The sequence below is a fragment of the Geobacillus sp. 47C-IIb genome (assembly GCF_014679705.1).
Taxonomy (GTDB): domain Bacteria; phylum Bacillota; class Bacilli; order Bacillales; family Anoxybacillaceae; genus Geobacillus; species Geobacillus thermodenitrificans.
Genome location: NZ_CP061473.1, coordinates 817,120 through 839,243, shown reverse-complemented (window position 1 = coordinate 839,243; position 22,124 = coordinate 817,120). Strand labels below are relative to the sequence as shown.

Below are 22,124 nucleotides of genomic sequence, written 5' to 3'. Positions count from 1 at the left end.
ATCGTAACGATTCTGAATTAGCAGGGGAGAACGGTCATGGAAAACAGGCTTGTCGTGCAAATCGAGGATGTGTCGTTTCGCTATGAAAAAGAGGAAGTGCTTGAACGCATCAATTTGGCGGTGCCAAAAGGAGCGTTTTTAGGGCTGGTCGGACCGAACGGCTCGGGGAAATCGACGCTCTTAAAATGCATGCTCGGCTTGTTAAAGCCGGATCGTGGCCGCATTTTCTTGTTCGGTGAGCCGATCGAGTCGTTTCGAGCATGGCATCGGATCGGATTTGTGTCGCAAAAAGCGAACAGCTTTAACCGTGGTTTTCCAGCGACCGTCGAGGAAGTAGTAGCGAGCGGATTGACGGCGAAACGCGGCTTGTTTCGCCGGTTGACGAAAGACGACCGCCGCACGGTCGAAGCGGCGTTGGAGGCGGTCGGTTTGCGCGGCTTGGCGAAGCGCAATATCGGGGAACTGTCCGGCGGCCAGCAGCAGCGGGTGTTTATCGCCCGCGCATTGGCGAGCAAGCCGGATTTGTTGATTTTAGACGAGCCGACCGTCGGTGTTGATGCTCGCCATGTGCATGAGTTTTATGAGCTGCTCGGCGATTTGAACCGCCGCGGTTTGACGCTTGTGCTTGTGACGCACGATATTGGGACGATCACGGATCGGGTAACCCATATCGCCTGCTTAAACAAGCGGCTTTATTTCCATGGAAACGCGGAAGAGTTCGAACGGCTTGGTGATGAGGCGATTTCACGGTTTTACGGCCATCCGCTTCACGTTCTCTCCCACGAGCATTAAGCGGGCGAAACAGAAACGGTTGATTGTGGAGGAATGACATGTGTGGGAAGCCATTTGGCAATATGAATTTTTACGCAATGCGTTTTTGGCCGGCATTTTGACCGGATTTGCCGCGCCGTTGCTCGGGGTGTTTATCGTTGTTCGGCGGTTGTCGCTCATCGCTGATGCGTTGAGCCATGTGGCGCTTGCCGGCATTGCCGCCGGACTGCTGATCGGAAAGTCAGTTTCAACTGCCGCCGGCTGGAATCCACTTTACATCGGAATGGGCTTTTCCGTTGCCGGTTCGCTGCTCATTGAGAAGTTGCGCTCTGTTTATCGCCATTATGAAGAACTTGCCATTCCAATTATTTTATCGGCAGGCATTGGTCTAAGTGTCATTTTGATTTCAATCGCTAACGGGTTTAACGCCGATTTGTTTTCCTATTTGTTTGGCAGCGTCAGCGCCGTGAGCAGCGATGATGTTTGGGCAGTGTTCGTGGTGGCTGTGATTGCCGCTGCCATTATTTTCGTGTTTTATAAGGAGCTGTTTCTCCTTTCCTTTGATGAAGAATACGCCCGCGTCTCCGGCGTTCGCGCCAAGTTCATTCATTTTTTGTTTATTGTGCTTGTCGCCCTTGTCATCGCGTCATCAATGCGCATCGTCGGTGTGTTGCTCGTTTCTTCACTGATGACGCTGCCGGTGGCAGCGAGCATTCGCATCGCCAAAAGTTTTAAACAGGCGATCGTATTTTCCATTTTCTTCGGGGAGCTGTCGGTCATCATCGGGCTTTTGGCAGCGTATGAGCTCGATTGGGCACCGGGCGGGACGATCGTCATGCTGGCAGTCGCCATTTTGCTTCTCGTATTGGGATGGAAAAAATGGAAAAGGGGACGGTAGTGATGAAGATCGGCGAAGCGTTGCAGTTAATGAAAGAAAACGGATTTAAATATACTGAAAAACGAAAGCAAATGCTCGAGCTGTTTGCCGAGTGCGATAAATATTTGACAGCAAAAGAAGTGCTTGAAGCGCTTCGCCCGGCGTATCCAGGCTTAAGCTTTGACACGGTGTATCGCAATTTGTCACTCTTCGCTACGCTTGGCATTTTGGAAATGACTGAGCTGTCCGGAGAAAAGCATTTCCGCTTTGCCTGTGATGCCCGCCATCATCACCACCATTTTATTTGCATCCAGTGTGGAAAAACAAAGGAAATTGATGCGTGCCCGATGGACGGGATCGGCACAGAGCTCGATGGCTATGAGATTGCTGACCATAAATTTGAAATTTACGGCACGTGTCCGCAATGCCAAAAACCTCTCCCGATATAAGGCGGGAGAGGTTTTTTATGGCTGTAACCGCCGTTCTATTTCGCGCTTTGCTTCAAGCCAGTTTTTGACGCGGATAACGTTATCTGGAATCGGTCCTTGATTGTACGGGGTGTCGAACAAAATGACCGGGATGCCGCATTCTTCGCCAATGGCGCAGGCGTTGTCGTATTTGTCTTCAAAAAAAGCCGCGAGCTGATAGCGACGGACGGCGTCGATTTTATCATGTGATCCGATCAACTCAATATGATGGTAATGGACACCATGCCGCTGAAACCAACGTTCAGTGAGCTCATACAAATGGCGGCCGCGAGCGCTAATGTAAAATAGCTCGTATTTGTCTTTCCAACTATCGATCACCTCAAGCGCATAGCGGGCAAGCGGGGCGCGTTCATAAATCTCCGCTTCATTTTCCTCCATCCAGCGATCCATTTCCTCTTCCGTTACGTCGTACAGCGGTGCCAAATTGTACTGTGTAATGTCGCCTAATGTGAGCGGTTTGCCAAATGATTCGTTTAAGTATGGAATGAATGTGCTTGGACATGTTATGGTACCGTCAATGTCAATACCGAGGCGTTGTCGCTTCATCGCCTTATCCCCCTTTTAGAAAATATTCACACTGATAAAATGACGGCGGTTTCTCATACTAATAATGCTCCTTACTTTAGGAAAGCGAGGGAAGCATATGGCAGACAACCGCGAGCGCACGTATAATGAAAGTTACGTGCAATCGATCGGAAAAGAGGAACCAGAACGTCCTTTCATGGAAGAAACAGCGGCGGAGATCGCTGAGCCGATCCGTCGACGCGATGAGCGGAACGAAGAACGAGCAGGCGGCGCCGGGATTGGATGGACCGCTTTAGCGTTGTCCATTATCGCTTTGTTTATGTGGCCGATTTTGTTAGGAGCGGCCGGCATTATTGTCGGTTTTATCGCACGTCGGCGCGGCGCAGAGACGCTTGGAGCGTGGGCCATCGGGATCGGCGTTATCGCCATTCTCGTCCGCTTGTTCATTATGCCGTTTTATACGTAAAAAAAGCGAGGGTGTCCTCAAGCGAGGACGCCCTTTTTTGTTCTTTTGACCGTGTTTCGATTACTCCACGGCATTCCCTTTCAGAGCCGCTTCTTTTTCCTTTTGTTTCGCAAAATATTCCTCAGCCAGCTTGTCGATTTCTTTCTTCAATTCTTCGACCATCTGCTCTTCTGGCACTTTGCGGACAATTTTGCCGTGGCGGAACAACAGGCCTTCGCCACGGGCGCCGGCAATGCCGATATCGGCTTCGCGCGCTTCACCCGGTCCGTTGACGGCGCAACCAAGCACGGCGACTTTGATCGGTGCTTTAATTTTGGCGATATAGTCCTCGATTTCATTGGCGATGCTGATTAAATCGATCTCAATCCGTCCGCACGTCGGGCAGGAAATGAGCGTCGCCGCATTGGAGGCAAGCCCGAACGTTTTTAAAATTTCACGCGCCACTTTCACTTCTTCGACCGGATCGGCACTTAAGGAAATACGGATCGTATTGCCGATGCCTTTGCTTAAAATGGCACCGAGCCCGACCGCGCTTTTAATCGTACCGGAAAAGAGTGTTCCAGCCTCGGTAATGCCGACGTGAAGCGGATAGTCAAACGTGCGCGCCGCTTTTTCATATGCTTCAATGGCGAGACGCACATCGGACGCTTTTAACGAGACAATAATATCGTGAAAATCAAGCTCCTCTAAAATGCGGATATGGTATAAGGCGCTTTCCACCATGCCTTCGGCTGTAGGATATCCGTATTTTTCCAAAATGCGTTTCTCAAGCGACCCGGCGTTGACACCGATACGGATGGGCACGCCACGTTCTTTTGCGGCTTTGACGACCGCCTCGACTTTCTCTCGGCGCCCAATATTGCCCGGGTTGATGCGAATTTTATCGACGCCGCCTTCGATCGCTTTTAACGCCAATTTATAGTCAAAGTGAATGTCGGCGACAAGCGGGATGTTAATTCGCTTTTTAATTTCTGGTATGGCATCAGCCGCCCGTTCGTCCGGACAGGCAACGCGGACGATTTGGCAGCCCGCTTCCTCAAGCCGGTGAATTTGGGCTACGGTCGCGTCGACATCGTGCGTTTTTGTCGTTGTCATGCTTTGGATAATGACTTCATTGTTGCCGCCGATCGTCAGCGACCCGACGCGGACTGGCCTTGTTTTTGAACGATGGATGATTTCACTCACGGAAATTCGCTCCTTTAAAAACGAGTGCTTTTCTGCACTAAGTTTATCAATAGTGATGGGCATTGACAAGAAATTCGCCACGTTTATTTTTCGTATATCGGAATTTTGTATGTTTTCCCGATTTGAAGAGCATTTGCTTTTGCTTCAGGATTTAGCCTTTCAAAGTCGCGAATCAATGTCTCAATGGAAACGGGGATCGGCCCTTGCTGTTCGCGTTCGGCAATCGATAAGAGCGTGTCGCCGGCTTTGATTTTGACCATCTTATAGGCGGGGATGCTTGTCCTCTCTTGAACAGCCAGAGGTTTCGATGACACTGGAAGTGTTCCGACCGTTAAATCTTTGTACGCAATATAGCCAACAAGGAAGACGATAAGCAACAGAAACCACTTTTTCATTGTATCCCCCAACGCTTTTTTTATGAAATGTATGCTTGTCCGTTCAAAATATGAGAGCTATTCCGTAAAACGTTACAAAATGTTCAGGCGGCGTTGAGATGGATTGACATAATGGAAGAGGAGACGAGGACAGTCATGAGGCAATCATTCGGAAAGATGAGCTAATGAGTTTATTTGTCAGTATTTGGCTCTCCTCAGTCGGGACGGTTAGCGCGATGTTGTATGTAAAAGCGAAACGTGAGACGATGCGTAGATCGGATTAAGATCGTTGGGCTCGGTCAAATGGTGGGGGGAAAGGTATCGCACAGTTTGAAATGGACGGATAAAAAAGCCGCCAAGGATAGGCTTGGCGGCTAACTGTTCGCCCGCGCGGCTGGCACTTCCTTAATGGCCAAAAAGAGGACAGCGAGCGAAACGAACCAATGAATAAATGTGCTGTAAGGCACGATCGTTTGAACAGTTTCCATCAAAGTAAAAAAGATGGTCGACAACGTAATGGCGTAAGCTGCCATGATCCATGTATGGCGGTAGCGAAGCTTTTTGTCTAACATGCCGGCAAAAAGGAGACCGAACAAGGCGAATACGCACACACCGATGAATTTCCCCAAACAGGCGAGCACGTATAAGACAAGACCGAAAAGTGGAATAAGCACGGGGAGAAGTGACTGCAAGCTGGTGATAAACGTATGCACATCTTCATCAGTGATGGTCACGTCGGGAAAAGTCGCATAGCTGTAATGCTGCGCTTGGTGGCTGGCGACGAGCACAGCTTCATGTTTCAACAAAGCGATGGCGTTTGGAAATCGCTCTACTTCCTCTCTCGTCACTTCACCCGTGCTGTCAAAAATGATTGTAAACCCGCCTTGGTCAATATGGATCGGTTCGGTTGCTGCTGACTGAAGCTCCCCGTTTTCAATCGAAAAGGGTGGGAGGTCGTTACGCAGCAAAGCGCTCGTTGTGCGAATGCTCTCGGCTAGTGACGTCGAAGCATAGTAAAAAGTCGGAAGAACGGATAAAAGCGTCAGTAAAAACAAATAGCCAATTGTTTTTCCAATCCCTTGAAATCGAAAACGAGCGATATCTTTTGGGGAATACAGACTTTTCCATAATTGGACAAATACGTTCATCATGGCCACACCTTTCCTTTTCTCCATTTTCCATTGTATATGTTGAGAAAAGGGAATTCAACTGTGAGTGCTTTCGGCCATCAGCAGACAAGCAAATTCATTGAAACATTGTGGTAATTTTGGTAAGCTAATTTTACATGGACGGCACTACGTCCGCATTACATAACAAAAGGAGGAGATTTGCATGCCATTTGAACTGCCGGCATTGCCGTATGCGTACGATGCGCTCGAGCCGCATATCGACAAAGAAACGATGACCATTCACCACACGAAGCATCATAACACGTACGTGACGAACTTAAATGCAGCGCTTGAAGGACACGCTGATTTGCAAAACAAATCGCTTGAAGAATTGCTCAGCAATTTGGAAGCCCTTCCTGAAAGCATTCGCACTGCAGTGCGCAACAACGGCGGCGGCCATGCGAACCATTCGCTGTTCTGGACGATTTTGTCTCCAAACGGCGGTGGTGAGCCGACAGGCGAACTGGCTGAAGCCATCAACAAAAAATTCGGCAGCTTTGCGGCGTTTAAAGACGAGTTTTCGAAAGCAGCTGCTGGCCGTTTTGGTTCCGGCTGGGCATGGCTTGTCGTCAACAACGGCGAGCTGGAAATTACGAGCACGCCGAACCAAGACTCGCCGATCATGGAAGGCAAAACGCCGATCCTCGGTTTGGACGTTTGGGAGCATGCTTACTACCTGAAATATCAAAACCGTCGTCCGGAATACATCGCGGCGTTCTGGAACGTCGTCAACTGGGACGAAGTAGCGAAACGATACAGCGAAGCGAAAGCAAAATAAGTAGATCCACGATGAAAAAAGCGGGGCGAATGAGTCGCCCCGTTTTTTTCATTAACTTAAAAGTGCATAGCAGCAGCGGAAATGGTCACACTACCGGATAGATGAAAAGGGGAGTTTGCGATGTCATTATTTGAAAAATTGACTGGCCAAGAACGGGTGGACCGTGATTTGCTGCTGCTTCTTTTTATCGGTGGGTTTTATTCGCTTGCTGTATCGCTGTCAAATACGTTTGTCAACATTTATCTATGGAAACAGACCGGTGATTTTCGAGACTTGGCGCTGTATAATTTGGCGGTCGTCATCATGCAGCCGCTGACGTTTATATTCGCCGGCCGGCTGGCGAAACAGATCGACCGCATTCTCATCCTACGGCTTGGGGTGTCGTGTTTAGCCGTTTTTTTTGTCACCGTTTTGCTTGTTGGTTCTCGCGCCCATCAATATTTGCTCTTTCTCGGCGCACTGTTGGGGATCGGCTATGGCTTTTATTGGCTGGCGTTTAACGTGTTGACATTTGAAATTACGGAACCGGAGACGCGCGACTTTTTTAACGGTTTCTTCGGAGTGCTGACATCATCAGCCGGCATGATCGGACCGATTGCCGCCGGTTATATGATCTCATCGCTCGCCGGTCTGAAAGGGTATACGCTCGTTTTCTCGCTGTCACTTGGCTTGTTTATTATCGCTGTACTGCTCAGCTTCTTTCTCAAACGTCGCACAGCGACGGGAAAATATTTATTTGTTCGCATTTTAAAGGAACGCAATAAAAACCGGAACTGGCGGCTCATTACGAATGCGCACTTTTTTCAAGGATTGCGTGAAGGTTCGTTTGTGTTCGTCATTTCGGTGTTGGTGTATGTCACCTCGAACAGCGAATGGGCGCTTGGCAAGTATGGGCTCGTCAATTCATTTACATCGTTTGTCGCCTATTATGCGGTTTCCCGGCTGATGAAACGGGAATATCGGATGAAAGCCATTTTATTAGGTGGACTGTTGCTATATGCAGCCATTTTTCTTATTGTCTTTCAGCCGTCTTACCCCCGCTTGATTATTTATGCTGCCACGATCGCCATCGCTTACCCGCTTTTGCTCGTTCCGTATTCATCGTTAACGTTTGATGTGATAGGTAAAAGTTGGAAATCAGCAGAAGCGCGTGTTGAGTACATTGTCGTCCGCGAGCTGTTTTTGAACGTTGGGAGGGTGGCATCGATTTTAGCCTTTTTAGCGGCAATGGCACTCTTCGGGGAAAAGATCGGCATTCGCGTTCTCATGTTTGTGTGTGGGGCTGGACATTTGGTGATTTACTGGTTTGTCCGTCGCATTCGCTTCACGGATGGCCACCCGGAGCGGGATCGACAAGAGCCGCTTCTGCTTCGGACGAAACTGGCCGGCGAACGGGGCGGTCCGTCGGGGTAAAAGGGTTGCCCATGTTTTTCCCTAGCCATGCCTGCCTTTTTCTTTTACAATAGGGAGAGGGAAAGGAGGACTGGGGGATGAAACGGAAAAAGCGGGCGCAAGTACCGATTCGTTTAAACATTTTGTTTTTCTTTGTCTTTTTATTGTTTTCGGCGCTGATTTTACGCTTGGGCGTCGTGCAAATTGTGTATGGGGAGGATTACCGCCGCGAAGTGGAACGGACGCAGGATCAGATTGTCAGCACGCCGGTGCCACGCGGCAAAATTTACGATCGGTTCGGCCAGGTGATCGTCGATAATACGCCGCAAAAAGCGATTACGTACACGCGCTCAAAAACGACCCAACCGGAAGAAATATTGGAAGTGGCGAAAAAGCTCGCCCAATATATCGATATTCCAGATGCAGAAGAAAAAGTGACCGAGCGCGATATGAAAGACTATTGGATTTTGACTCACCCAGACGAGGCGAAAAAGAAAGTGAGCGAACGAGAACGAAAAGCGCTCGCTGATCAAGGGTTGACGCAAAAAGAGATCGACAAAAAAGTGTATGAGTGGACGCTCGATCGCATTACGAAGCAAGATCTAGAGCAAATTTCCAAAGCAGAACTTGAAGTGATCGCCATTAAGCATGAGATGGAAAGCGGTTATGCGCTGACGCCGCAAATAGTGAAAAGCAAAGGGGTGACTGACCGCGAATATGCGGTCGTCAGTGAGCATTTGAGCGAGCTGCCTGGTGTCAACACTACCGTTGACTGGGAGCGGAAGTACATCTATGACAACACGTTTCGCTCTGTGCTCGGAAGCGTGACAGAAGAAGATGAGGGCGTCCCGCGCGAGCGGCTCGACCACTTTTTAGCCCGCGATTACAGTCGCAACGACCGCGTCGGCAAAAGCTACTTGGAGATGCAGTATGAAGAAGTGCTGCACGGCAAAAAGGCCAAAATTAAAAATGTCGTCGACAAATCGGGCCATGTCATATCGGTCGAACAAGTGTATCCCGGCGAGCGCGGCAAAGATCTCGTCTTGACGATCGACGCCGAGCTGCAGCAAAAAGTGGAACAAATTATCCAAGAAGAGATTTTGGCGACGAAGCGAAAAGGCCGTTCGCCGCTATTGGACCGGGCGTTTGTCGTCATGATGAACCCGAAAACGGGCGAAGTGCTGGCGATGGCCGGAAAAATGCTTCAAGACGGCGAGTTTGTCGATTTTGCTATCGGCAACATTACATCCGCCTATGCGATGGGCTCGGCGGTGAAAGGGGCGACTGTCCTCACCGGCTTCCAAACGGGAGTGCTCCATCCGAATACGTATATTCGGGATGAGCCGCTGCATATTAAGGGAACTCCAGTTAAAAAATCTTGGAAGACGATGGGGACGATTAACGAACTGACGGCGCTCAAGCAGTCATCGAACGTTTATATGTTTAAAACAGCGATCGCTATTGGCGGCGGTACATACCGTCCGAATCAATCGCTTAAGATCAATCCAGATGCATTTACGACGATTCGCCATTATTTCAGCCAATTCGGCTTGGGCGTGAAAACCGGCATCGATTTGCCGAACGAATTGGGCGGTTTCCAAGGCCAAAGTACGCTCGGCGGGTTTTTGCTTGACTTGTCGATCGGTCAGTATGACATGTATACGCCAATGCAGTTGGCACAATACGTCTCAACGATCGCCAACGGCGGCTACCGGATGAAGCCGCTCCTTGTCAAAGAAATCCGCGATCCGTCCATTGACGGAAAAACGCCTGGCCGGACTATTCAACAGTTTGAGCCGGTCGTCTTAAACCGCGTTGATATGAAGACTGAATACATTCAACGTGTGCAGGAAGGATTCCGCCGTGTCATGCAAGAGCCGGGCGGAACGGCGTATTCGTATTTCGCCAATGCTTCGTACAAGCCAGCCGGTAAAACAGGGACGGCCGAAGCGTTTTATGATGGGCCGATTAAAAGCCGACGCAATGATCCGACATACAATTTGACACTCGTCGGCTATGCACCGTATAACGACCCGCAAGTATCGTTCGCTATCGTTGTCCCATGGGCGACGCAGGGGGATAGCGATGGCATTAACAACCGGATCGGCCGTCGCATTTTAGATGCTTATTTTGACTTGAAGGCGAAACGAACGGCTGGGGAAACGACGGCTACTGATGCAGAGACAAACGAACAATGACCATTGAAGCTGATTCGATCAGGAGATTTTCCGGTCGAATCGGCTTTTTTTATTTTCTTGCTCGGCGAAAGAGCATTAGAACATGGGCGAATGGGGAGGTATTAAGGAGGGGAACCGATCTGATGAAAACGATTGGAGTTTATATAATCTTAACATTCCGTTTAAACCTCGTTAATAGCCTTCACTTATGATAGGACATGTAAGAGAAAACGAATGGTGTAGGGGGAAAAACGATGAACAAATGGAAACGGCTCATGTTGTCCGGTGTGCTCAGCGGGATGATGGTGTTCGTTGCCGCCTGTGGCGGAGGGAACAAAGCAGGGGGAAATGATGCCGAAGGTGAGTCTGCATCGGAACTGTCAGGCGAAGTAATCATGGATGGCTCTTCGACTGTCTATCCGATTGCGGAGGCAGCCGCTGAAGAATATATGGCTGAACAGCCGAATGTGAAAGTGTCTGTCGGCATGTCGGGAACGGGCGGTGGATTTGAAAAATTCAGCAAAGGGGAAAGCGATTTTTCAAACGCTTCCCGTCCGATCAAAGAGGAAGAGAAACAAGCAGCCGCTGCCAACGACATCGAATTTCAAGAGTTTCAACTCGCTTATGATGGGCTTTCTGTCGTTGTCAATAAAGAAAACGACTGGGTTGACTACTTGACGGTAGATGAGCTGAAAAAAATGTGGACGGAAGACGGCAAGGAGAAAAAATGGTCGGATATCCGCTCGGGATGGCCGGATGAGGAAATTCAATTTTTCTCGCCTGGTCATGATTCCGGAACGTACGACTACTTTGATGAAGTGATTCTTGAAGGAAAAGAAATGGTCAAAACCGCTCAACTTTCTGAGGACGATAATATCCTCGTTCGTGGAGTCGAAGGGGATCGATACGCGATTGGTTACTTCGGCTATGCGTATTACTTGGAAAATAAAGATAAGCTGAAGATTGTGCCAATCGATGCCGGCAACGGTCCGATCGAGCCAACGAACGAGACGATTGAGACGGGAAAATATACTCCGCTTTCGCGTCCGCTATTTACGTATGTGAACGTCAAATCTTTGAAAGAAAAACCGCAAGTGTATGATTACATGGAGTTCTTGTTGGAAACAGCTGGGGATTTAGCCGAAGAAGTCGGTTATGTCCGCCTGCCGGAGGAAAAGTATAAGGAACAACTTGAAACGTTGCAAGGGTTGAAATAAGTTTCGTTAGGCCGGCGACAACGGATGTCTGTCGGCCTAGACTTGTGACTGCGGTTGGAATATGTCGGAAAGGAGTTTTCGATTTATGGGGATTCCAACGAATCAAGAACAGCCGTTCTCGGTGCGGGAGATGATTGTCGAAAATCAAAGGCGGCAACATTGGCCGAAAAGGATGGAAAAGATCGCGCCCAAGCTCCTTTTTACATTGGCGGCACTCTCCGTGCTCGTGACGCTTGGTATTTTGTTTACCCTTCTTTTTGAGACAATCGAATTTTTCCGCTGGGTATCGATCGTTGAGTTTGTCACGAGCAAAGAGTGGCTTCCGTGGAACGAGGAACACGGATCGTTCGGGGTGGCTCCGCTTGTGACCGGCACGTTGCTGACAACCGGTATCGCTATGCTTTTTGCTGTTCCGATTGGGCTCGCTTCGGCCATTTACTTGAGCGAGTACGCATCGGAGCGGACGCGGCGAATCATCAAACCGGCACTCGAAGTGCTTGCGGGCATTCCGACCATCGTTTACGGCTTTTTTGCCCTGACGATCGTAACGCCGTTATTGCAAAACGTCATTCCAGACCTAGAGATTTTTAATGCGCTCAGTCCGGGACTTGTGATGGGGATTATGATCATTCCGATGATTGCCTCGCTGTCGGAGGACGCGATGAGTGCCGTGCCGAATTCGATTCGCGAAGGCGCTCTTGCGCTTGGCGCGACAAAGCTCGAAGTGGCGCTTAAGGTCGTGCTTCCTGCCGCTGCTTCGGGAGTGATCGCTTCAGTGATTTTAGGCATTTCCCGGGCGGTTGGTGAAACGATGATCGTCGCGGTAGCCGGCGGATCGTCGCCGGAATTTACGTTTGATGTCACGAAGTCGATTCAAACATTGACGGCTTATATCGTCCAGGTGACAACGGGCGACGCCGGCTACGGGACAACGATTTATTACAGCATTTACGCGGTCGGGATGACACTCTTTCTTTTTACATTGGTGATGAATGTATTAGCGCAATACATTTCCCGTCGGTTTAGGGAGGAGTATTAAAAAATGGATAAACTGCTCGTTTCGAAGAGGATGAAAGGAAGGCTGGTGCAAAACGCCATCTTGCAAGCCATTTTCTTTTTCGCAACCGTTTTGGGGTTAATTGCTCTTATGTTGTTATTATCCCATGTCGTTATGCAGGCGATTGGCTGGCTGGATGGTGATTTTTTAAACAACTTTCCTTCACGTCGGCCGGAAGAGGCTGGGATGAAGTCCGGACTGATCGGCTCTCTTTGGCTGATGATGATCGTTGCACCGGTTTCGTTTATTTTAGGAGTCGGAACCGCCATTTACTTGGAAGAATACGCGCTCAAAAACCGATTTACCGCTTTTATTCAAACGAATATTTCCAATCTGACCGGTGTACCGTCGATTGTATTTGGTTTGCTCGGATTGACGATTTTCGTCCGTGAGCTCGGGCTTGGGCGCAGTGTTCTCGCTGCCGGATTGACCATGAGTTTACTCGTTTTCCCAGTGATCGTCGTCGCTGCCCAAGAGGCGATCCGTGCGGTTCCTCAGCAGTTGCGGGAAGCTTCATATGCCATGGGAGCGACGAAATGGCAAACGATTTGCCGGGTTGTGCTGCCAGCGGCGCTGCCAGGGATGCTGACGGGGGCTATTTTGGCGCTTTCCCGTGCTGTCGGGGAAACCGCACCGCTTGTGGTGCTCGGAATTCCGACGTTTATCGCCTACCTGCCGAGCGGCGTGTTAGACACGTTTACCGTTATGCCGCTGCAAATTTATAACTGGACAGGGCGGCCGCAGGAAGAATTTCAACATGTGGCAGCCGCAGGAATTGTCGTCTTGCTCGGCTTTCTCATTATGATGAATTCGGTCGCAGTGTTGATTCGCAACAAATTTCAAAAGCGATTTTAATTTCATGAACGGGAAATGAGCGAAAGGAGACCGATAAGATGATGGCAACAAAAACAAAAGAAACAAAGGTTGCTCCCCTGACTGTCGGATCAACCGCGGCGATGCCGACGGCCGAGAGTGGCGAAGCGAAAGGAGTCGTGTACGAGACGAAAGATTTGAATTTATGGTATGGAGAGCACCATGCGCTAAAACATATTCATTTAACGATTTACGAAAATAAAGTGACAGCGATTATCGGGCCATCGGGATGCGGAAAATCGACCTATATTAAAACGTTGAACCGAATGGTTGAACTCGTGCCGAACGTCCGCATCGCCGGCCATCTTGCCTACCGCGGGCGCAATATTTTTGATCCGTCCTATCCAGTCGAACAGCTGCGGACACAAATCGGCATGGTGTTTCAAAAGCCAAACCCGTTTCCGAAATCGATTTACGACAATATTGCTTACGGTCCTCGTATTCACGGCATCCGCAATAAAAAAGTGCTCGATGAAATTGTCGAAAAAAGCTTGCGCGGGGCGGCGCTTTGGGATGAGGTAAAAGACCGGCTTCGCGATCATGCTTACGGTTTATCTGGAGGGCAGCAGCAACGCCTGTGCATCGCCCGCTGTTTGGCAATCGAACCGGACGTCATTTTAATGGATGAGCCGACTTCGGCGCTCGACCCGATTTCGACGCTAAAAATCGAAGAACTTATCCAAGAATTGAAAAAACAATACAGCATTATTATTGTGACCCATAACATGCAGCAGGCGGCGCGCATTTCAGACAAAACAGCATTTTTCTTGAACGGGGAAGTGATTGAGTACGCAGAGACGAGCAAGCTGTTTTCGAATCCTGCCGACCGGCGTACGGAAGATTACATTACCGGCCGTTTCGGGTAAAAACAAAGGAGGCAAGCAAAGAAATGCGTGAAACGTTTGCTGATGATTTACGGGCGTTGCATAACAAGCTGATCGAAATGGGACGGTTAACAGAAGTGGCACTGCAACAGGCGATTGAATCGTTTCAAACGCAAAACAAAAAGTTGGCGATGGCGGTTATTGACGGAGACGGTTCAATTGATAAGTTCGAGGAGGAAGTGAATGATTTCGCATTATGGCTCATTGCGAAACAGCAGCCGGTCGCGACTGATTTGCGCCGTATCGTCGCCGCAATCAAAATCGCGAGCGATATCGAACGAATCGCCGATTTTGCTGTGAATATCGCTAAGGCATGCATCCGCATCGGCGGCCAGCCGTTTGTGATTGATATTCGCCCGTTCGTGTTGATGCATCGCCTGGCCACAGACATGGTATCGACGGTGATTGCTGCGTACGATCAGGAAGATGTGTCGTTGGCTGCACAAATTGCCGATATGGACCATCAAGTCGATGAACAGTACGGAGAACTGATGAAGTCGTTGCTTGAGATGGAGAAAACGGACAAAGAGGCGCTGGCGCAAATGAACGTGCTTGCCCTCGTCGCTCGATATATGGAGCGGACGGCGGATCATGCGACCAATATTGCTGAACATCTCATTTACCTTGTCAAAGGGAAGCATTACGACTTGAATGACTGACAGTATAAATGTAAGGAGGCGTCCTGGTAGGCGCCTCCTTTTGGCTGAATTATGGGCTGGTAATGAGGCGGCTGATCGCCGCATAATCCATATCGCTGCGCACATTGTAGGCGCCGGGGCGGATCAAATGCGCCAGCCCACGCTTCTGCAAATAGTCATTGAACGAGCGAGCGCTGTCGATGATGTGGGCAGCCTCAAGCTCTTTGGCGAACGTTTCCGGCGTATCCCCTTTTTCAATCACAAGGCGGTACACATAAACGGTTTGCACCGATTGTTTCGGCGGCTGCTCGACCGACGCCTTCGATTGGGTGCTTAAGAGCTTGTCGTATTCGTCCTTCGTAACAGCGACGAGCTCATGTTGTTGAAGGTACGCCTTGACGTCCACATCGGTCGACTCAGGCGGAGGGGAAGTGTAATATGCGGCGCCGATAATCGACGTCGAAACAAGCAAGCCAAAGGCGAAAGAACGTATCGTCCGCTTTCTCATCGCTGCAATCTCCTTATCGTCCGCTCGACTTCAGGAACAGTCAAGCCGGTTTCTTGCGCGATCTCATCGAGAGGAAACCCTTGTTTATGTAAAAGCAAGACGCGTCGATCGGTCGCCGATAATGCTCCGCCACGGCGAGGTGAAGCTGAACGCCGGCGCTCGGGGATAAGCAGCTCTTCTTCAATGACTTGCAGTCGCTTTTTCATTTGGTACGTTTCTTGGGCGAGCGAAACGGTCAACTGCTCGATTTGTTCTTCGAGCGGTTTTAATTCGTCTTTGGCAAAAAACGAGATGATGAGCAAAAGAATCGATAAGACCGCTAAAGCGATGACTGCGTATTCTACCATTGTCCATCCCTCCTTTTTTCACTATATCATATCAATCTTTGTTTGTGGCCAGTCTTATTGAAAAAGATAAAATTTAGAGGTGGAAATCACCACAAAAAAATGCTATCATAGAAAGGTCTGATTATATAAAGCACGTTTGGAGGGAAAAAGATGCGCGTGAACATTACATTAGCATGCACAGAATGCGGCGAACGCAATTACATTTCGTCCAAAAATAAACGCAACAATCCAGAGCGTCTTGAGCTGAAAAAATATTGCCCGCGGGATCGCAAAGTCACGTTGCACCGTGAAACGAAGTAAGCAGTAGGAAGATCATTCCTGCTGCTTTTATCTTTATGCTGAAAAGGGGGAAGACGATGGATTGCAAACGGGAACTGCGCCGCCGGATGGTTGATCGCCTTCGGCAGCTTTCACCCGCCGAGAAACAGGCATATGATCGGCAAATTGCTGCTTATTTATACCGGTGGCGGCAATGGCAAGAGGCCAAAGTCGTTGCCATCACGATAGCAAAAGAGACGGAAGTGGACACTGTGCCGATCATCGAACGAGCTTGGCAAGAAGGAAAAACGGTCGGTGTGCCAAAATGCAATCCAATGACAAAAACGATGACGTTCCGGCAAATTGCATCGTTCGCCCAACTTGAGAAGGCGTATGCCGGATTGCTCGAGCCGATCGAAGAACAAACAACGGCGCTCGGCCGCGATGAGTTTGATCTCATCATCGTTCCGGGCGTATGTTTCACGAAAACCGGCTACCGAATCGGCTATGGGGGCGGGTATTACGACCGGTATTTGCAGGGGATAACGGCGACGACCGCGGCGCTCGCCTATTCGTTTCAAGTGGTTGAAGACATTCCTGTCGAGGATCACGATGTGCCGGTCGAGTTTATGATTACTGATCAAGGGGTTATTCATTGTGAGCCATGAATGGTGGTATGCGGCTGCCTCTGTCATCGCAGCTGGTGGCGGATGGCTATTGCGGTCGCTGTCTGTCTCAGGGGCAGCGGCGACCGTTGTCGTCGGCACGCTGGTCGGATGCGGCTTTTCTTGGGGCGGATTATGGTTGTTAGGGCTCTTTTTTGCCAGCTCCAGCTTCTTTAGCAACGCCGGGAAGAGGAAAAAAGCAAAGATGGCTGGAAAATTGGCCAAAGGTGGGCGGCGTGATGCTGTCCAGGTGCTTGCCAACGGCGGAGTGCCAGCTGTTTTGGCGCTGTTGGCGCTGTTACGTCCTGATCCGGTATGGAATGAGCTGTTCGTTGTTGCCGTCGCAGCAGCGAACGCTGACACGTGGGCATCGGAAATCGGCGCCTTGAGCCGACGGCCGCCGCGGGCATGGCCGAGCTTTCAGCCGGTGGAAGCTGGCACTTCGGGAGCGGTGACGCTCCTTGGCACGGTTGCTTCCCTCGCTGGGGCGCTGTTCATCGCTGCTGCCGGTGCACATTTCCTGCATACTACGCCATTTTTAACGATTGCGTTGTTCGGCTGGTTCGGCAGCTGGCTGGACACATGGCTTGGTGCCGCTTGGCAGTCCGCCTACCGCTGCCTGGTATGTGGGGCAGCCACAGAACGGAAATGGCATTGTGGGCAAAGGACGATCCATGTGAAAGGATGGCGTTGGCTTGACAACGATGCAGTCAACGCGTTGTCGATCATTGGCGCGGTGCTCGCCGCTGCGTTCGTGTTCGTGCGCTGATGAATGCGCTTCATAATTAAGGAGAAAAAGGGAAAAAGAATAACGAACGTATCATATGATGAAGGGGGAGCACCAATGAACAAATGGGCGTATTCACTATTGGTTGTTGCTGTCGGATGGCTTGCCTACCGTTACCGTTACCGGATGGCCGACTGGGCATTGCGCATTCCGTCGCTGCGAAAACAGCTCATCCGGTTTGCGCTCAACATTCCTGCGGTACGCGGTGCTCTTGTCTCGCAAATGTTGCGCCCGTGAGGCAGCGATGAAACGGTGGGAAGCCGTTTGGTTTGATGTGGATGAGACGCTCATTGACTATGAGCAGACGTTTTGCGCCGCCATCCGCCATTGTTTTCATCGCTTTTTTCCGGCTGCTCCCGTTTCGTTTTCCGTTTGGTTTCCCATTTTCAAAGAGGCGTGCGACCGATATTGGGCCGACTACGAAGCCGGAGCGTTGACGCGTCGTGCTTACCGTCGGCTCCGCTTTCTCGATGCGGCGCGCGCCTGCCAAATCGAAGCGGACGAGGAGATGGCCGACCGGTTTCACACGTATTTTGACGGGGTAGTCAGCCGGTTTGCTGTCGCCTTGCCGGGCATAACCGATTTGCTTTGCCAATTGCGCGCAGCCAACGTGCCTCTGGGGGTTATTACGAACGGCAGCGGTGCCATTCAGCGCGGGAAACTGGCCTCCTGCGGTCTTCATAACTTTTTCCGCGGCGATGCCGTGATTATTTCTGAAGAAGTTGGGTATAAAAAACCGGAGGCGGCGATTTTTCACTATGCTAGAAACAAGCAACCGTCCAAGCAGCCGGTATATGTCGGCGACTCGTGGAAATTGGATGTAGAGGGAGCGCTTGGCGCCGGTTGGGAGGCTGTGTATTTTCGACCGCGGCAACCGGCTCCCACCGGCTCGTCCGTCCCAGTGTGCCGGACGGTCGGCGAATTGACCGCCTTGCTGCTCAATGGGCTTGGCCTCGTCGGAGAAAGGGAGAGGAGAACGTGATCGGAACGATGGATGTATTGTTTTGGCAGCTTGTTCGTCTTTTAATCCATAGCGGCTACCGCATCGCACAGATGTCTGAGCGCGGCGATGAAATATGGCTTGAATCGGGCCACTGGCGGCGTCCGACGATTGTCCGTCTTGTGCGCGCCGATTTTGATTGGAGCCGGTCGCTGCGCCTCGATATCGAGTATACATGGCAATTTGTCCGGCAAATGAATGGACGAAAAATCGGCAAAGGAGGCCATGTCGTCAATGTATATGTGATGGCGTATCCGCCGGTCGACGATTGGGAATTTCTTGTAGATGAACCGCTTCCACTTTCCGAGCCAGCGGATGGCGCGTTTCATACGCTTCTCATTCATAGCAGCAACACAGCTGAGATGTTGCCGCGCCTTGCGGACATGACCGGCGCCACGATCCGACCGGAGCCGCTCACGGAGGGAGCCGACCCGTTTGCCACCGCCGAGCGTTTGAAATATGAAGTGCTAACGGAATGGCGCCGTGAGCAGGAAGAAGAACGCCGCATTTTTGAATACGGCAAGCCCTTGTTCACAAGGCTGTTGATCGTCGTGCAAGTGGTGATGTTTCTCATTCTCGAATGGAGCGGCGGCAGCACGGACCCGAGCGTCTTAATCCGTTATGGCGCTAAGTTTAACCCGCTCATTGAAATGGGGGAATGGTGGCGCTTTTTAACGCCGATGTTTTTACATATCGGGTTTTTGCATTTGCTGACCAACACGTTCGCTTTATATTATTTAGGAATAACGGTTGAACGGCTGTATGGTTCGCTTCGATTTTTGCTCATTTATACAACAGCCGGCTTTTTTGGGACGTTAGCGAGTTTTTTGTTTACCCCTTCTATCTCTGCCGGGGCGTCTGGCGCCATTTTTGGATTGTTTGGGGCGCTTCTTTATTTCGGTACGGTATATCGGCACTTGTTTTTTCGCACAATGGGGATGAACGTAATCAGCTTAATTGTTGTGAACTTACTGTTTGGTCTGCTTGTCCCTGGCATTGATAACGCCGGCCATATCGGTGGACTAGTCGGTGGCTTTTTGGCCGCGGGCGCTGTCCATTTACCGAAGCGTGCCGCTTGGGGAAGACAGATGAAGGCGTTGGTTGTTGCCGCGTTGTTGGCCGCCGCCGGTTTATGGCTTGGTTTTCGCTAAGGGACTTGGATAAGCATCACTTTTTCGTCGTTTTTCGCCTCTAGCAAGATGAGGATTCTACGATAATCTTTTTGAATCAAAATGAGTGGCATCGTGCTGCCGATTGGCGAGAGGATGGAACCATCCTCTTTTTTTATGCCTAGCACATACGACTTGTATAACCCTTCCCATAGACGGCCGATCATCGTTTGCGTTTTTGCTGTCGATAAGCCGGGCAGCGGCTGTTCCGTATAGGCAACCAACTCTGGCAAATAAAGAGCGTAATAGTCGTCTTTGGATAAGGAAAAATAATCTAGCAACTCGTCTGCTTTATGACGGAGAAACTCGTTGGCCGCTTTGTTTAAGACGCGCTGCCATTCGCGCTCGTCGTCTGTTTTCGGCCGCCGGAACGATGTGAGCGGATAGTACGGCGAGTCGATGACATATAAGTACGTACTTGACATCGTCTGGCTGCTCGTAATGACTTCCCCTTTATGCAGTTCGCCATGATGGAACGTAATCGCTTGGAAGAAACGGCTGTCATGCGTCATCACCGTCTTCTCCATCCGGATCGTATCCACATCCGTTTCCCATTTGGATAACACATCAATTAATCGGCCATCGGCAAACAGCAAGGAGATATCTTGTCGCAAATAAGCGCGGCGATTTAACGTCGAGGTGGTTGACCAGCGCAACGTATAGCGTTCGCGCTCTTTTTTGGCGCCGAGCACAAGCGTTGTTTTCGCTTCGGTGAATACCGCTTCACGGTCGAGCGGGAAAAATTTGATCGTTTCCACGATGCGATGGCGCTCCCACCACGAGAAGAGAGGAGCCGCGACGGCCATAATGACGACAAGCAGCGCGGCAACGATCACCCATCTTTTCATGACATCCTCCTGGATTGGACAAGGTTGTCACCAATATATGCATCGCAAGGAACATTTATGTATGAATTTCCTTTTCATTGTCTATGATGAGGAGTATATAGTGAACGATCTGCAGGGGATGATGATGGAAAAACGAGTGCCAAAACAACCAGCCTCCCGCCGCCTTCATGACAATGCTGCTTACTTATCGGAGCGGCTTGGGGTCGACAAAAGTTTTGATGTCATTCGCCTTGACGTTGAGTATGGCGGCCGGGCCATGGCGTTGTTTATGATTGATGGATTTGTCAAAGACGATATGTTGCACTATTTAATGGAATATTTATCTGGTCTTGAAGAACATGAACTTAAAAACCATCCGCTCGAGAAGTTGTTAAAGACACATCTTCCTTACGTTGAAATCGGGCAAACAGACGATCTCGAAGAAGCAGCCGCCGCGGTGCTTGCAGGACCGACAGCACTCGTCGTTGATGGGGTTGAACATATCATTTTGATTGATGCCCGCACTTATCCGGTGCGCGGACCGGAAGAACCGGATACCGAGCGGGTGGTGCGCGGGGCGCGCGATGGCTTCGTGGAAACGATCGTCTTTAATACGGCCCTCATCCGCCGCCGCGTCCGCGACCCGTCGCTGCGCATGGAATATGTGCAGGTGGCGCGTCGTTCAAAAACCGATATTTGTATTTGCTACATCGAGGAAATTGCCGATCCGGAGCTGGTTCGCCGTGTTCGTGAATCGATCGCCGCCATTGACACGGACGGACTCGTAATGGCGGAAAAAACGGTCGAGGAGTTTGTTTCTGGGCGGCATTGGAATCCATATCCCGTTGTCCGCTATACGGAACGTCCCGATACGGCGGCCGCCCATTTGTATGAAGGGCATGTGCTTGTCATTGTTGACGGATCGCCAAGCGTCATGATTACTCCGGCGACGTTTTGGCATCATTTGCAGCATGCCGAAGAATATCGGAACAAGCCGATCGTCGGAGCGTATTTGCGGCTTGTCCGTTTTTTAGCTGTCTGGGCGTCGGTGTTTTTGTTGCCGCTTTGGTACTTGTTCATGACAGAGCCGGAGCTGTTGCCGGGGGCGTTGCAATTTTTAGGAAAGGCGAATTTAGGTGATATTCCACTTTTTGCCCAACTTCTTATGATTGAAGTGGGGATGGATATGTTGCGGATGGCCGCCATTCATACACCGTCATCGCTGGCCACTGCGCTTGGCCTTGTCGCCGCGCTCATGATCGGCGGCATTGCGGTAGAAGTTGGTCTCTTTTCCAATGAGGTCATTTTATATTTTTCGGTTGCTGCGATCGGCACATTTGCAACGCCGAGCTATGAAATGAGTTTGGCAAACCGGCTCGTCCGTATTGCTTTGCTCATTTTGTCGGGCTTGTTCGGCCTGTTTGGCTATGTGCTCGGCATTGCTGTTTGGATCATTGCATTGGCCAGAATGTCGTCATTTGGCATTCCATACTTATGGCCGTTTATCCCGTTTTCTTACCGGGGGATGCGTGATGTGCTCATCCGTTCGCCGATGCCGTTGAAAAACCGGCGGCCGGCTATTCTCCATCCGCGCGACCCCGATCGTTAGCGCAGGCGCTGATAGAAGCAGCGCCTGCATTTTTTTGCCTTGACTGTCACGGTGGTTTGCCGCTACATTAAAAAGAGAGAAAA

General features: G+C 50.4%; 26 protein-coding genes. 19 read left to right on the top strand and 7 right to left on the bottom strand.

From position 1 onward, the window contains the following. Window positions 1-36: 36 nt before the first annotated feature. From IC804_RS04250 to IC804_RS04240, 3 genes are read left to right on the top strand one after another with little or no spacing between them, the layout of a single operon-like run. Window positions 37-792: a metal ABC transporter ATP-binding protein gene (locus tag IC804_RS04250; RefSeq protein WP_011887822.1), complete on the top strand. Its 756-nt coding sequence runs from the start codon at window positions 37-39 to the stop codon at window positions 790-792. A gap of 40 nt (window positions 793-832) precedes the next feature. After that, window positions 833-1,669, top strand: coding sequence for a metal ABC transporter permease (locus IC804_RS04245; protein ID WP_081157237.1), 837 nt, complete (start codon window positions 833-835; stop codon window positions 1,667-1,669). Between the two features lie 2 nt (window positions 1,670-1,671). Further along, window positions 1,672-2,097, top strand: a complete 426-nt coding sequence (locus tag IC804_RS04240; protein WP_029760708.1) for a Fur family transcriptional regulator — start codon at window positions 1,672-1,674, stop codon at window positions 2,095-2,097. 15 nt (window positions 2,098-2,112) lie between these two features. Here the strand turns inward: IC804_RS04240 and IC804_RS04235 are convergent, their stop codons facing one another. Beyond that, window positions 2,113-2,682 (bottom strand): nucleotidase, encoded by a 570-nt coding sequence (locus IC804_RS04235; RefSeq protein ID WP_029760709.1) that lies wholly within the window; start codon window positions 2,680-2,682, stop codon window positions 2,113-2,115. Window positions 2,683-2,779: 97 nt separating this feature from the next. Between IC804_RS04235 and IC804_RS04230 the strand changes: the two genes are divergently transcribed. Beyond that, window positions 2,780-3,127, top strand: coding sequence for a hypothetical protein (locus tag IC804_RS04230; protein WP_008879882.1), 348 nt, complete (start codon window positions 2,780-2,782; stop codon window positions 3,125-3,127). A 60-nt stretch (window positions 3,128-3,187) separates the two neighbouring features. Here the strand turns inward: IC804_RS04230 and ispG are convergent, their stop codons facing one another. The 3 genes from ispG to IC804_RS04215 all read right to left on the bottom strand — a co-directional run bounded on the left by ispG (window position 3,188) and on the right by IC804_RS04215 (window position 5,834). After that, a complete protein-coding gene (gene ispG, locus IC804_RS04225; RefSeq protein WP_008879881.1) occupies window positions 3,188-4,312 on the bottom strand; it encodes a flavodoxin-dependent (E)-4-hydroxy-3-methylbut-2-enyl-diphosphate synthase in 1,125 nt (374 codons plus the stop codon). Window positions 4,313-4,395: 83 nt separating this feature from the next. Beyond that, window positions 4,396-4,707 (bottom strand): type IV pilus assembly protein FimV, encoded by a 312-nt coding sequence (locus tag IC804_RS04220; protein ID WP_029760710.1) that lies wholly within the window; start codon window positions 4,705-4,707, stop codon window positions 4,396-4,398. Between the two features lie 353 nt (window positions 4,708-5,060). Beyond that, complete coding sequence (locus IC804_RS04215; RefSeq protein WP_011887820.1) at window positions 5,061-5,834, bottom strand: DUF1189 domain-containing protein; 774 nt, start codon at window positions 5,832-5,834, stop codon at window positions 5,061-5,063. A 184-nt stretch (window positions 5,835-6,018) separates the two neighbouring features. On the opposite strand from IC804_RS04215, the gene sodA reads away from it, so the two are divergent. From sodA to phoU, 8 genes are all read left to right on the top strand, one after another. Then, on the top strand, window positions 6,019-6,633 hold the full coding sequence (gene sodA, locus IC804_RS04210; protein WP_008879878.1) for a superoxide dismutase SodA: 615 nt from the start codon (window positions 6,019-6,021) through the stop codon (window positions 6,631-6,633). Between the two features lie 120 nt (window positions 6,634-6,753). Continuing rightward, window positions 6,754-8,046 carry an MFS transporter gene (locus IC804_RS04205; RefSeq protein WP_081157236.1) on the top strand — a complete coding sequence of 431 codons (1,293 nt, stop codon included), beginning with the start codon at window positions 6,754-6,756 and terminating at the stop codon, window positions 8,044-8,046. Between the two features lie 77 nt (window positions 8,047-8,123). Then, window positions 8,124-10,223, top strand: a complete 2,100-nt coding sequence (locus IC804_RS04200; protein WP_081157235.1) for a peptidoglycan D,D-transpeptidase FtsI family protein — start codon at window positions 8,124-8,126, stop codon at window positions 10,221-10,223. A gap of 233 nt (window positions 10,224-10,456) precedes the next feature. Beyond that, window positions 10,457-11,419, top strand: coding sequence for a PstS family phosphate ABC transporter substrate-binding protein (locus IC804_RS04195; RefSeq protein ID WP_029760714.1), 963 nt, complete (start codon window positions 10,457-10,459; stop codon window positions 11,417-11,419). An 85-nt stretch (window positions 11,420-11,504) separates the two neighbouring features. Continuing rightward, window positions 11,505-12,458, top strand: a complete 954-nt coding sequence (pstC, locus tag IC804_RS04190; RefSeq protein WP_060476067.1) for a phosphate ABC transporter permease subunit PstC — start codon at window positions 11,505-11,507, stop codon at window positions 12,456-12,458. Window positions 12,459-12,461: 3 nt separating this feature from the next. Next, complete coding sequence (gene pstA / locus IC804_RS04185) at window positions 12,462-13,331, top strand: phosphate ABC transporter permease PstA (RefSeq protein WP_008879873.1); 870 nt, start codon at window positions 12,462-12,464, stop codon at window positions 13,329-13,331. Between the two features lie 101 nt (window positions 13,332-13,432). Further along, complete coding sequence (gene pstB / locus IC804_RS04180; protein WP_049756696.1) at window positions 13,433-14,215, top strand: phosphate ABC transporter ATP-binding protein PstB; 783 nt, start codon at window positions 13,433-13,435, stop codon at window positions 14,213-14,215. A gap of 23 nt (window positions 14,216-14,238) precedes the next feature. Further along, window positions 14,239-14,892: a phosphate signaling complex protein PhoU gene (phoU, locus tag IC804_RS04175; protein WP_060476066.1), complete on the top strand. Its 654-nt coding sequence runs from the start codon at window positions 14,239-14,241 to the stop codon at window positions 14,890-14,892. 49 nt (window positions 14,893-14,941) lie between these two features. On the opposite strand, the gene IC804_RS04170 is transcribed toward phoU, so the two are convergent. Together IC804_RS04170 and IC804_RS04165 are read right to left on the bottom strand one after the other, a co-directional pair. Beyond that, on the bottom strand, window positions 14,942-15,379 hold the full coding sequence (locus IC804_RS04170; protein ID WP_011887816.1) for an aminodeoxychorismate lyase: 438 nt from the start codon (window positions 15,377-15,379) through the stop codon (window positions 14,942-14,944). Next, the gene (locus IC804_RS04165; RefSeq protein WP_011887815.1) at window positions 15,376-15,726 is read right to left on the bottom strand and encodes a sigma factor-like helix-turn-helix DNA-binding protein; all 351 of its coding nucleotides are present in this window, start codon (window positions 15,724-15,726) and stop codon (window positions 15,376-15,378) included. The genes IC804_RS04170 and IC804_RS04165 overlap by 4 nt, the downstream gene beginning before the upstream one ends. A 150-nt stretch (window positions 15,727-15,876) precedes the next feature. Here IC804_RS04165 and rpmG point away from each other — a divergent pair, with 150 nt between their 5' ends. The 6 genes from rpmG (at window position 15,877) to IC804_RS04135 (ending at window position 19,587) form a co-directional block, all read left to right on the top strand. Further along, window positions 15,877-16,026 (top strand): 50S ribosomal protein L33, encoded by a 150-nt coding sequence (gene rpmG, locus IC804_RS04160; RefSeq protein ID WP_008879868.1) that lies wholly within the window; start codon window positions 15,877-15,879, stop codon window positions 16,024-16,026. A 56-nt stretch (window positions 16,027-16,082) separates the two neighbouring features. Continuing rightward, entirely contained in the window at window positions 16,083-16,652 is a 570-nt protein-coding gene (locus IC804_RS04155; protein ID WP_081157234.1) for a 5-formyltetrahydrofolate cyclo-ligase, read from the top strand. Then, window positions 16,642-17,418 carry a DUF92 domain-containing protein gene (locus IC804_RS04150; RefSeq protein WP_081157233.1) on the top strand — a complete coding sequence of 259 codons (777 nt, stop codon included), beginning with the start codon at window positions 16,642-16,644 and terminating at the stop codon, window positions 17,416-17,418. Before IC804_RS04155 ends, IC804_RS04150 begins: the two co-directional genes overlap by 11 nt. 75 nt (window positions 17,419-17,493) lie before the next feature. Then, window positions 17,494-17,673, top strand: coding sequence for a hypothetical protein (locus tag IC804_RS04145; protein ID WP_008879865.1), 180 nt, complete (start codon window positions 17,494-17,496; stop codon window positions 17,671-17,673). A gap of 7 nt (window positions 17,674-17,680) precedes the next feature. Further along, a complete protein-coding gene (locus IC804_RS04140) occupies window positions 17,681-18,418 on the top strand; it encodes an HAD family hydrolase (protein ID WP_008879864.1) in 738 nt (245 codons plus the stop codon). A gap of 8 nt (window positions 18,419-18,426) precedes the next feature. After that, window positions 18,427-19,587 carry a rhomboid family intramembrane serine protease gene (locus tag IC804_RS04135; protein ID WP_029760720.1) on the top strand — a complete coding sequence of 387 codons (1,161 nt, stop codon included), beginning with the start codon at window positions 18,427-18,429 and terminating at the stop codon, window positions 19,585-19,587. Here the strand turns inward: IC804_RS04135 and IC804_RS04130 are convergent. Then, entirely contained in the window at window positions 19,584-20,453 is an 870-nt protein-coding gene (locus IC804_RS04130; RefSeq protein ID WP_011887809.1) for a hypothetical protein, read from the bottom strand. The two genes, IC804_RS04135 and IC804_RS04130, sit on opposite strands and share 4 nt — an antisense overlap. Before the next feature lie 124 nt (window positions 20,454-20,577). Here IC804_RS04130 and IC804_RS04125 point away from each other — a divergent pair, with 124 nt between their 5' ends. Continuing rightward, a complete protein-coding gene (locus IC804_RS04125) occupies window positions 20,578-22,041 on the top strand; it encodes a spore germination protein (RefSeq protein WP_029760722.1) in 1,464 nt (487 codons plus the stop codon). Window positions 22,042-22,124 lie beyond the last annotated feature (83 nt).

Bases quoted from the DNA above. Each gene is read 5' to 3' on its own strand.
- IC804_RS04155 (WP_081157234.1), top strand. From the start codon at position 16,083: ATGGATTGCAAACGGGAACTGCGCCGCCGGATGGTTGATCGCCTTCGG.
- IC804_RS04235 (WP_029760709.1), bottom strand. From the start codon at position 2,682: ATGAAGCGACAACGCCTCGGTATTGACATTGACGGTACCATAACATGT.
- IC804_RS04140 (WP_008879864.1), top strand. From the start codon at position 17,681: ATGAAACGGTGGGAAGCCGTTTGGTTTGATGTGGATGAGACGCTCATT.
- IC804_RS04240 (WP_029760708.1), top strand. From the start codon at position 1,672: ATGAAGATCGGCGAAGCGTTGCAGTTAATGAAAGAAAACGGATTTAAA.
- IC804_RS04200 (WP_081157235.1), top strand. From the start codon at position 8,124: ATGAAACGGAAAAAGCGGGCGCAAGTACCGATTCGTTTAAACATTTTG.
- IC804_RS04170 (WP_011887816.1), bottom strand. From the start codon at position 15,379: ATGAGAAAGCGGACGATACGTTCTTTCGCCTTTGGCTTGCTTGTTTCG.
- IC804_RS04130 (WP_011887809.1), bottom strand. From the start codon at position 20,453: ATGAAAAGATGGGTGATCGTTGCCGCGCTGCTTGTCGTCATTATGGCC.
- sodA (WP_008879878.1), top strand. From the start codon at position 6,019: ATGCCATTTGAACTGCCGGCATTGCCGTATGCGTACGATGCGCTCGAG.
- rpmG (WP_008879868.1), top strand. From the start codon at position 15,877: ATGCGCGTGAACATTACATTAGCATGCACAGAATGCGGCGAACGCAAT.
- IC804_RS04205 (WP_081157236.1), top strand. From the start codon at position 6,754: ATGTCATTATTTGAAAAATTGACTGGCCAAGAACGGGTGGACCGTGAT.
- phoU (WP_060476066.1), top strand. From the start codon at position 14,239: ATGCGTGAAACGTTTGCTGATGATTTACGGGCGTTGCATAACAAGCTG.
- pstB (WP_049756696.1), top strand. From the start codon at position 13,433: ATGCCGACGGCCGAGAGTGGCGAAGCGAAAGGAGTCGTGTACGAGACG.
- pstC (WP_060476067.1), top strand. From the start codon at position 11,505: ATGGGGATTCCAACGAATCAAGAACAGCCGTTCTCGGTGCGGGAGATG.
- pstA (WP_008879873.1), top strand. From the start codon at position 12,462: ATGGATAAACTGCTCGTTTCGAAGAGGATGAAAGGAAGGCTGGTGCAA.
- IC804_RS04125 (WP_029760722.1), top strand. From the start codon at position 20,578: ATGGAAAAACGAGTGCCAAAACAACCAGCCTCCCGCCGCCTTCATGAC.
- IC804_RS04220 (WP_029760710.1), bottom strand. From the start codon at position 4,707: ATGAAAAAGTGGTTTCTGTTGCTTATCGTCTTCCTTGTTGGCTATATT.
- IC804_RS04145 (WP_008879865.1), top strand. From the start codon at position 17,494: ATGAACAAATGGGCGTATTCACTATTGGTTGTTGCTGTCGGATGGCTT.
- IC804_RS04250 (WP_011887822.1), top strand. From the start codon at position 37: ATGGAAAACAGGCTTGTCGTGCAAATCGAGGATGTGTCGTTTCGCTAT.
- IC804_RS04215 (WP_011887820.1), bottom strand. From the start codon at position 5,834: ATGAACGTATTTGTCCAATTATGGAAAAGTCTGTATTCCCCAAAAGAT.
- IC804_RS04195 (WP_029760714.1), top strand. From the start codon at position 10,457: ATGAACAAATGGAAACGGCTCATGTTGTCCGGTGTGCTCAGCGGGATG.
- IC804_RS04165 (WP_011887815.1), bottom strand. From the start codon at position 15,726: ATGGTAGAATACGCAGTCATCGCTTTAGCGGTCTTATCGATTCTTTTG.
- IC804_RS04135 (WP_029760720.1), top strand. From the start codon at position 18,427: ATGGATGTATTGTTTTGGCAGCTTGTTCGTCTTTTAATCCATAGCGGC.
- IC804_RS04230 (WP_008879882.1), top strand. From the start codon at position 2,780: ATGGCAGACAACCGCGAGCGCACGTATAATGAAAGTTACGTGCAATCG.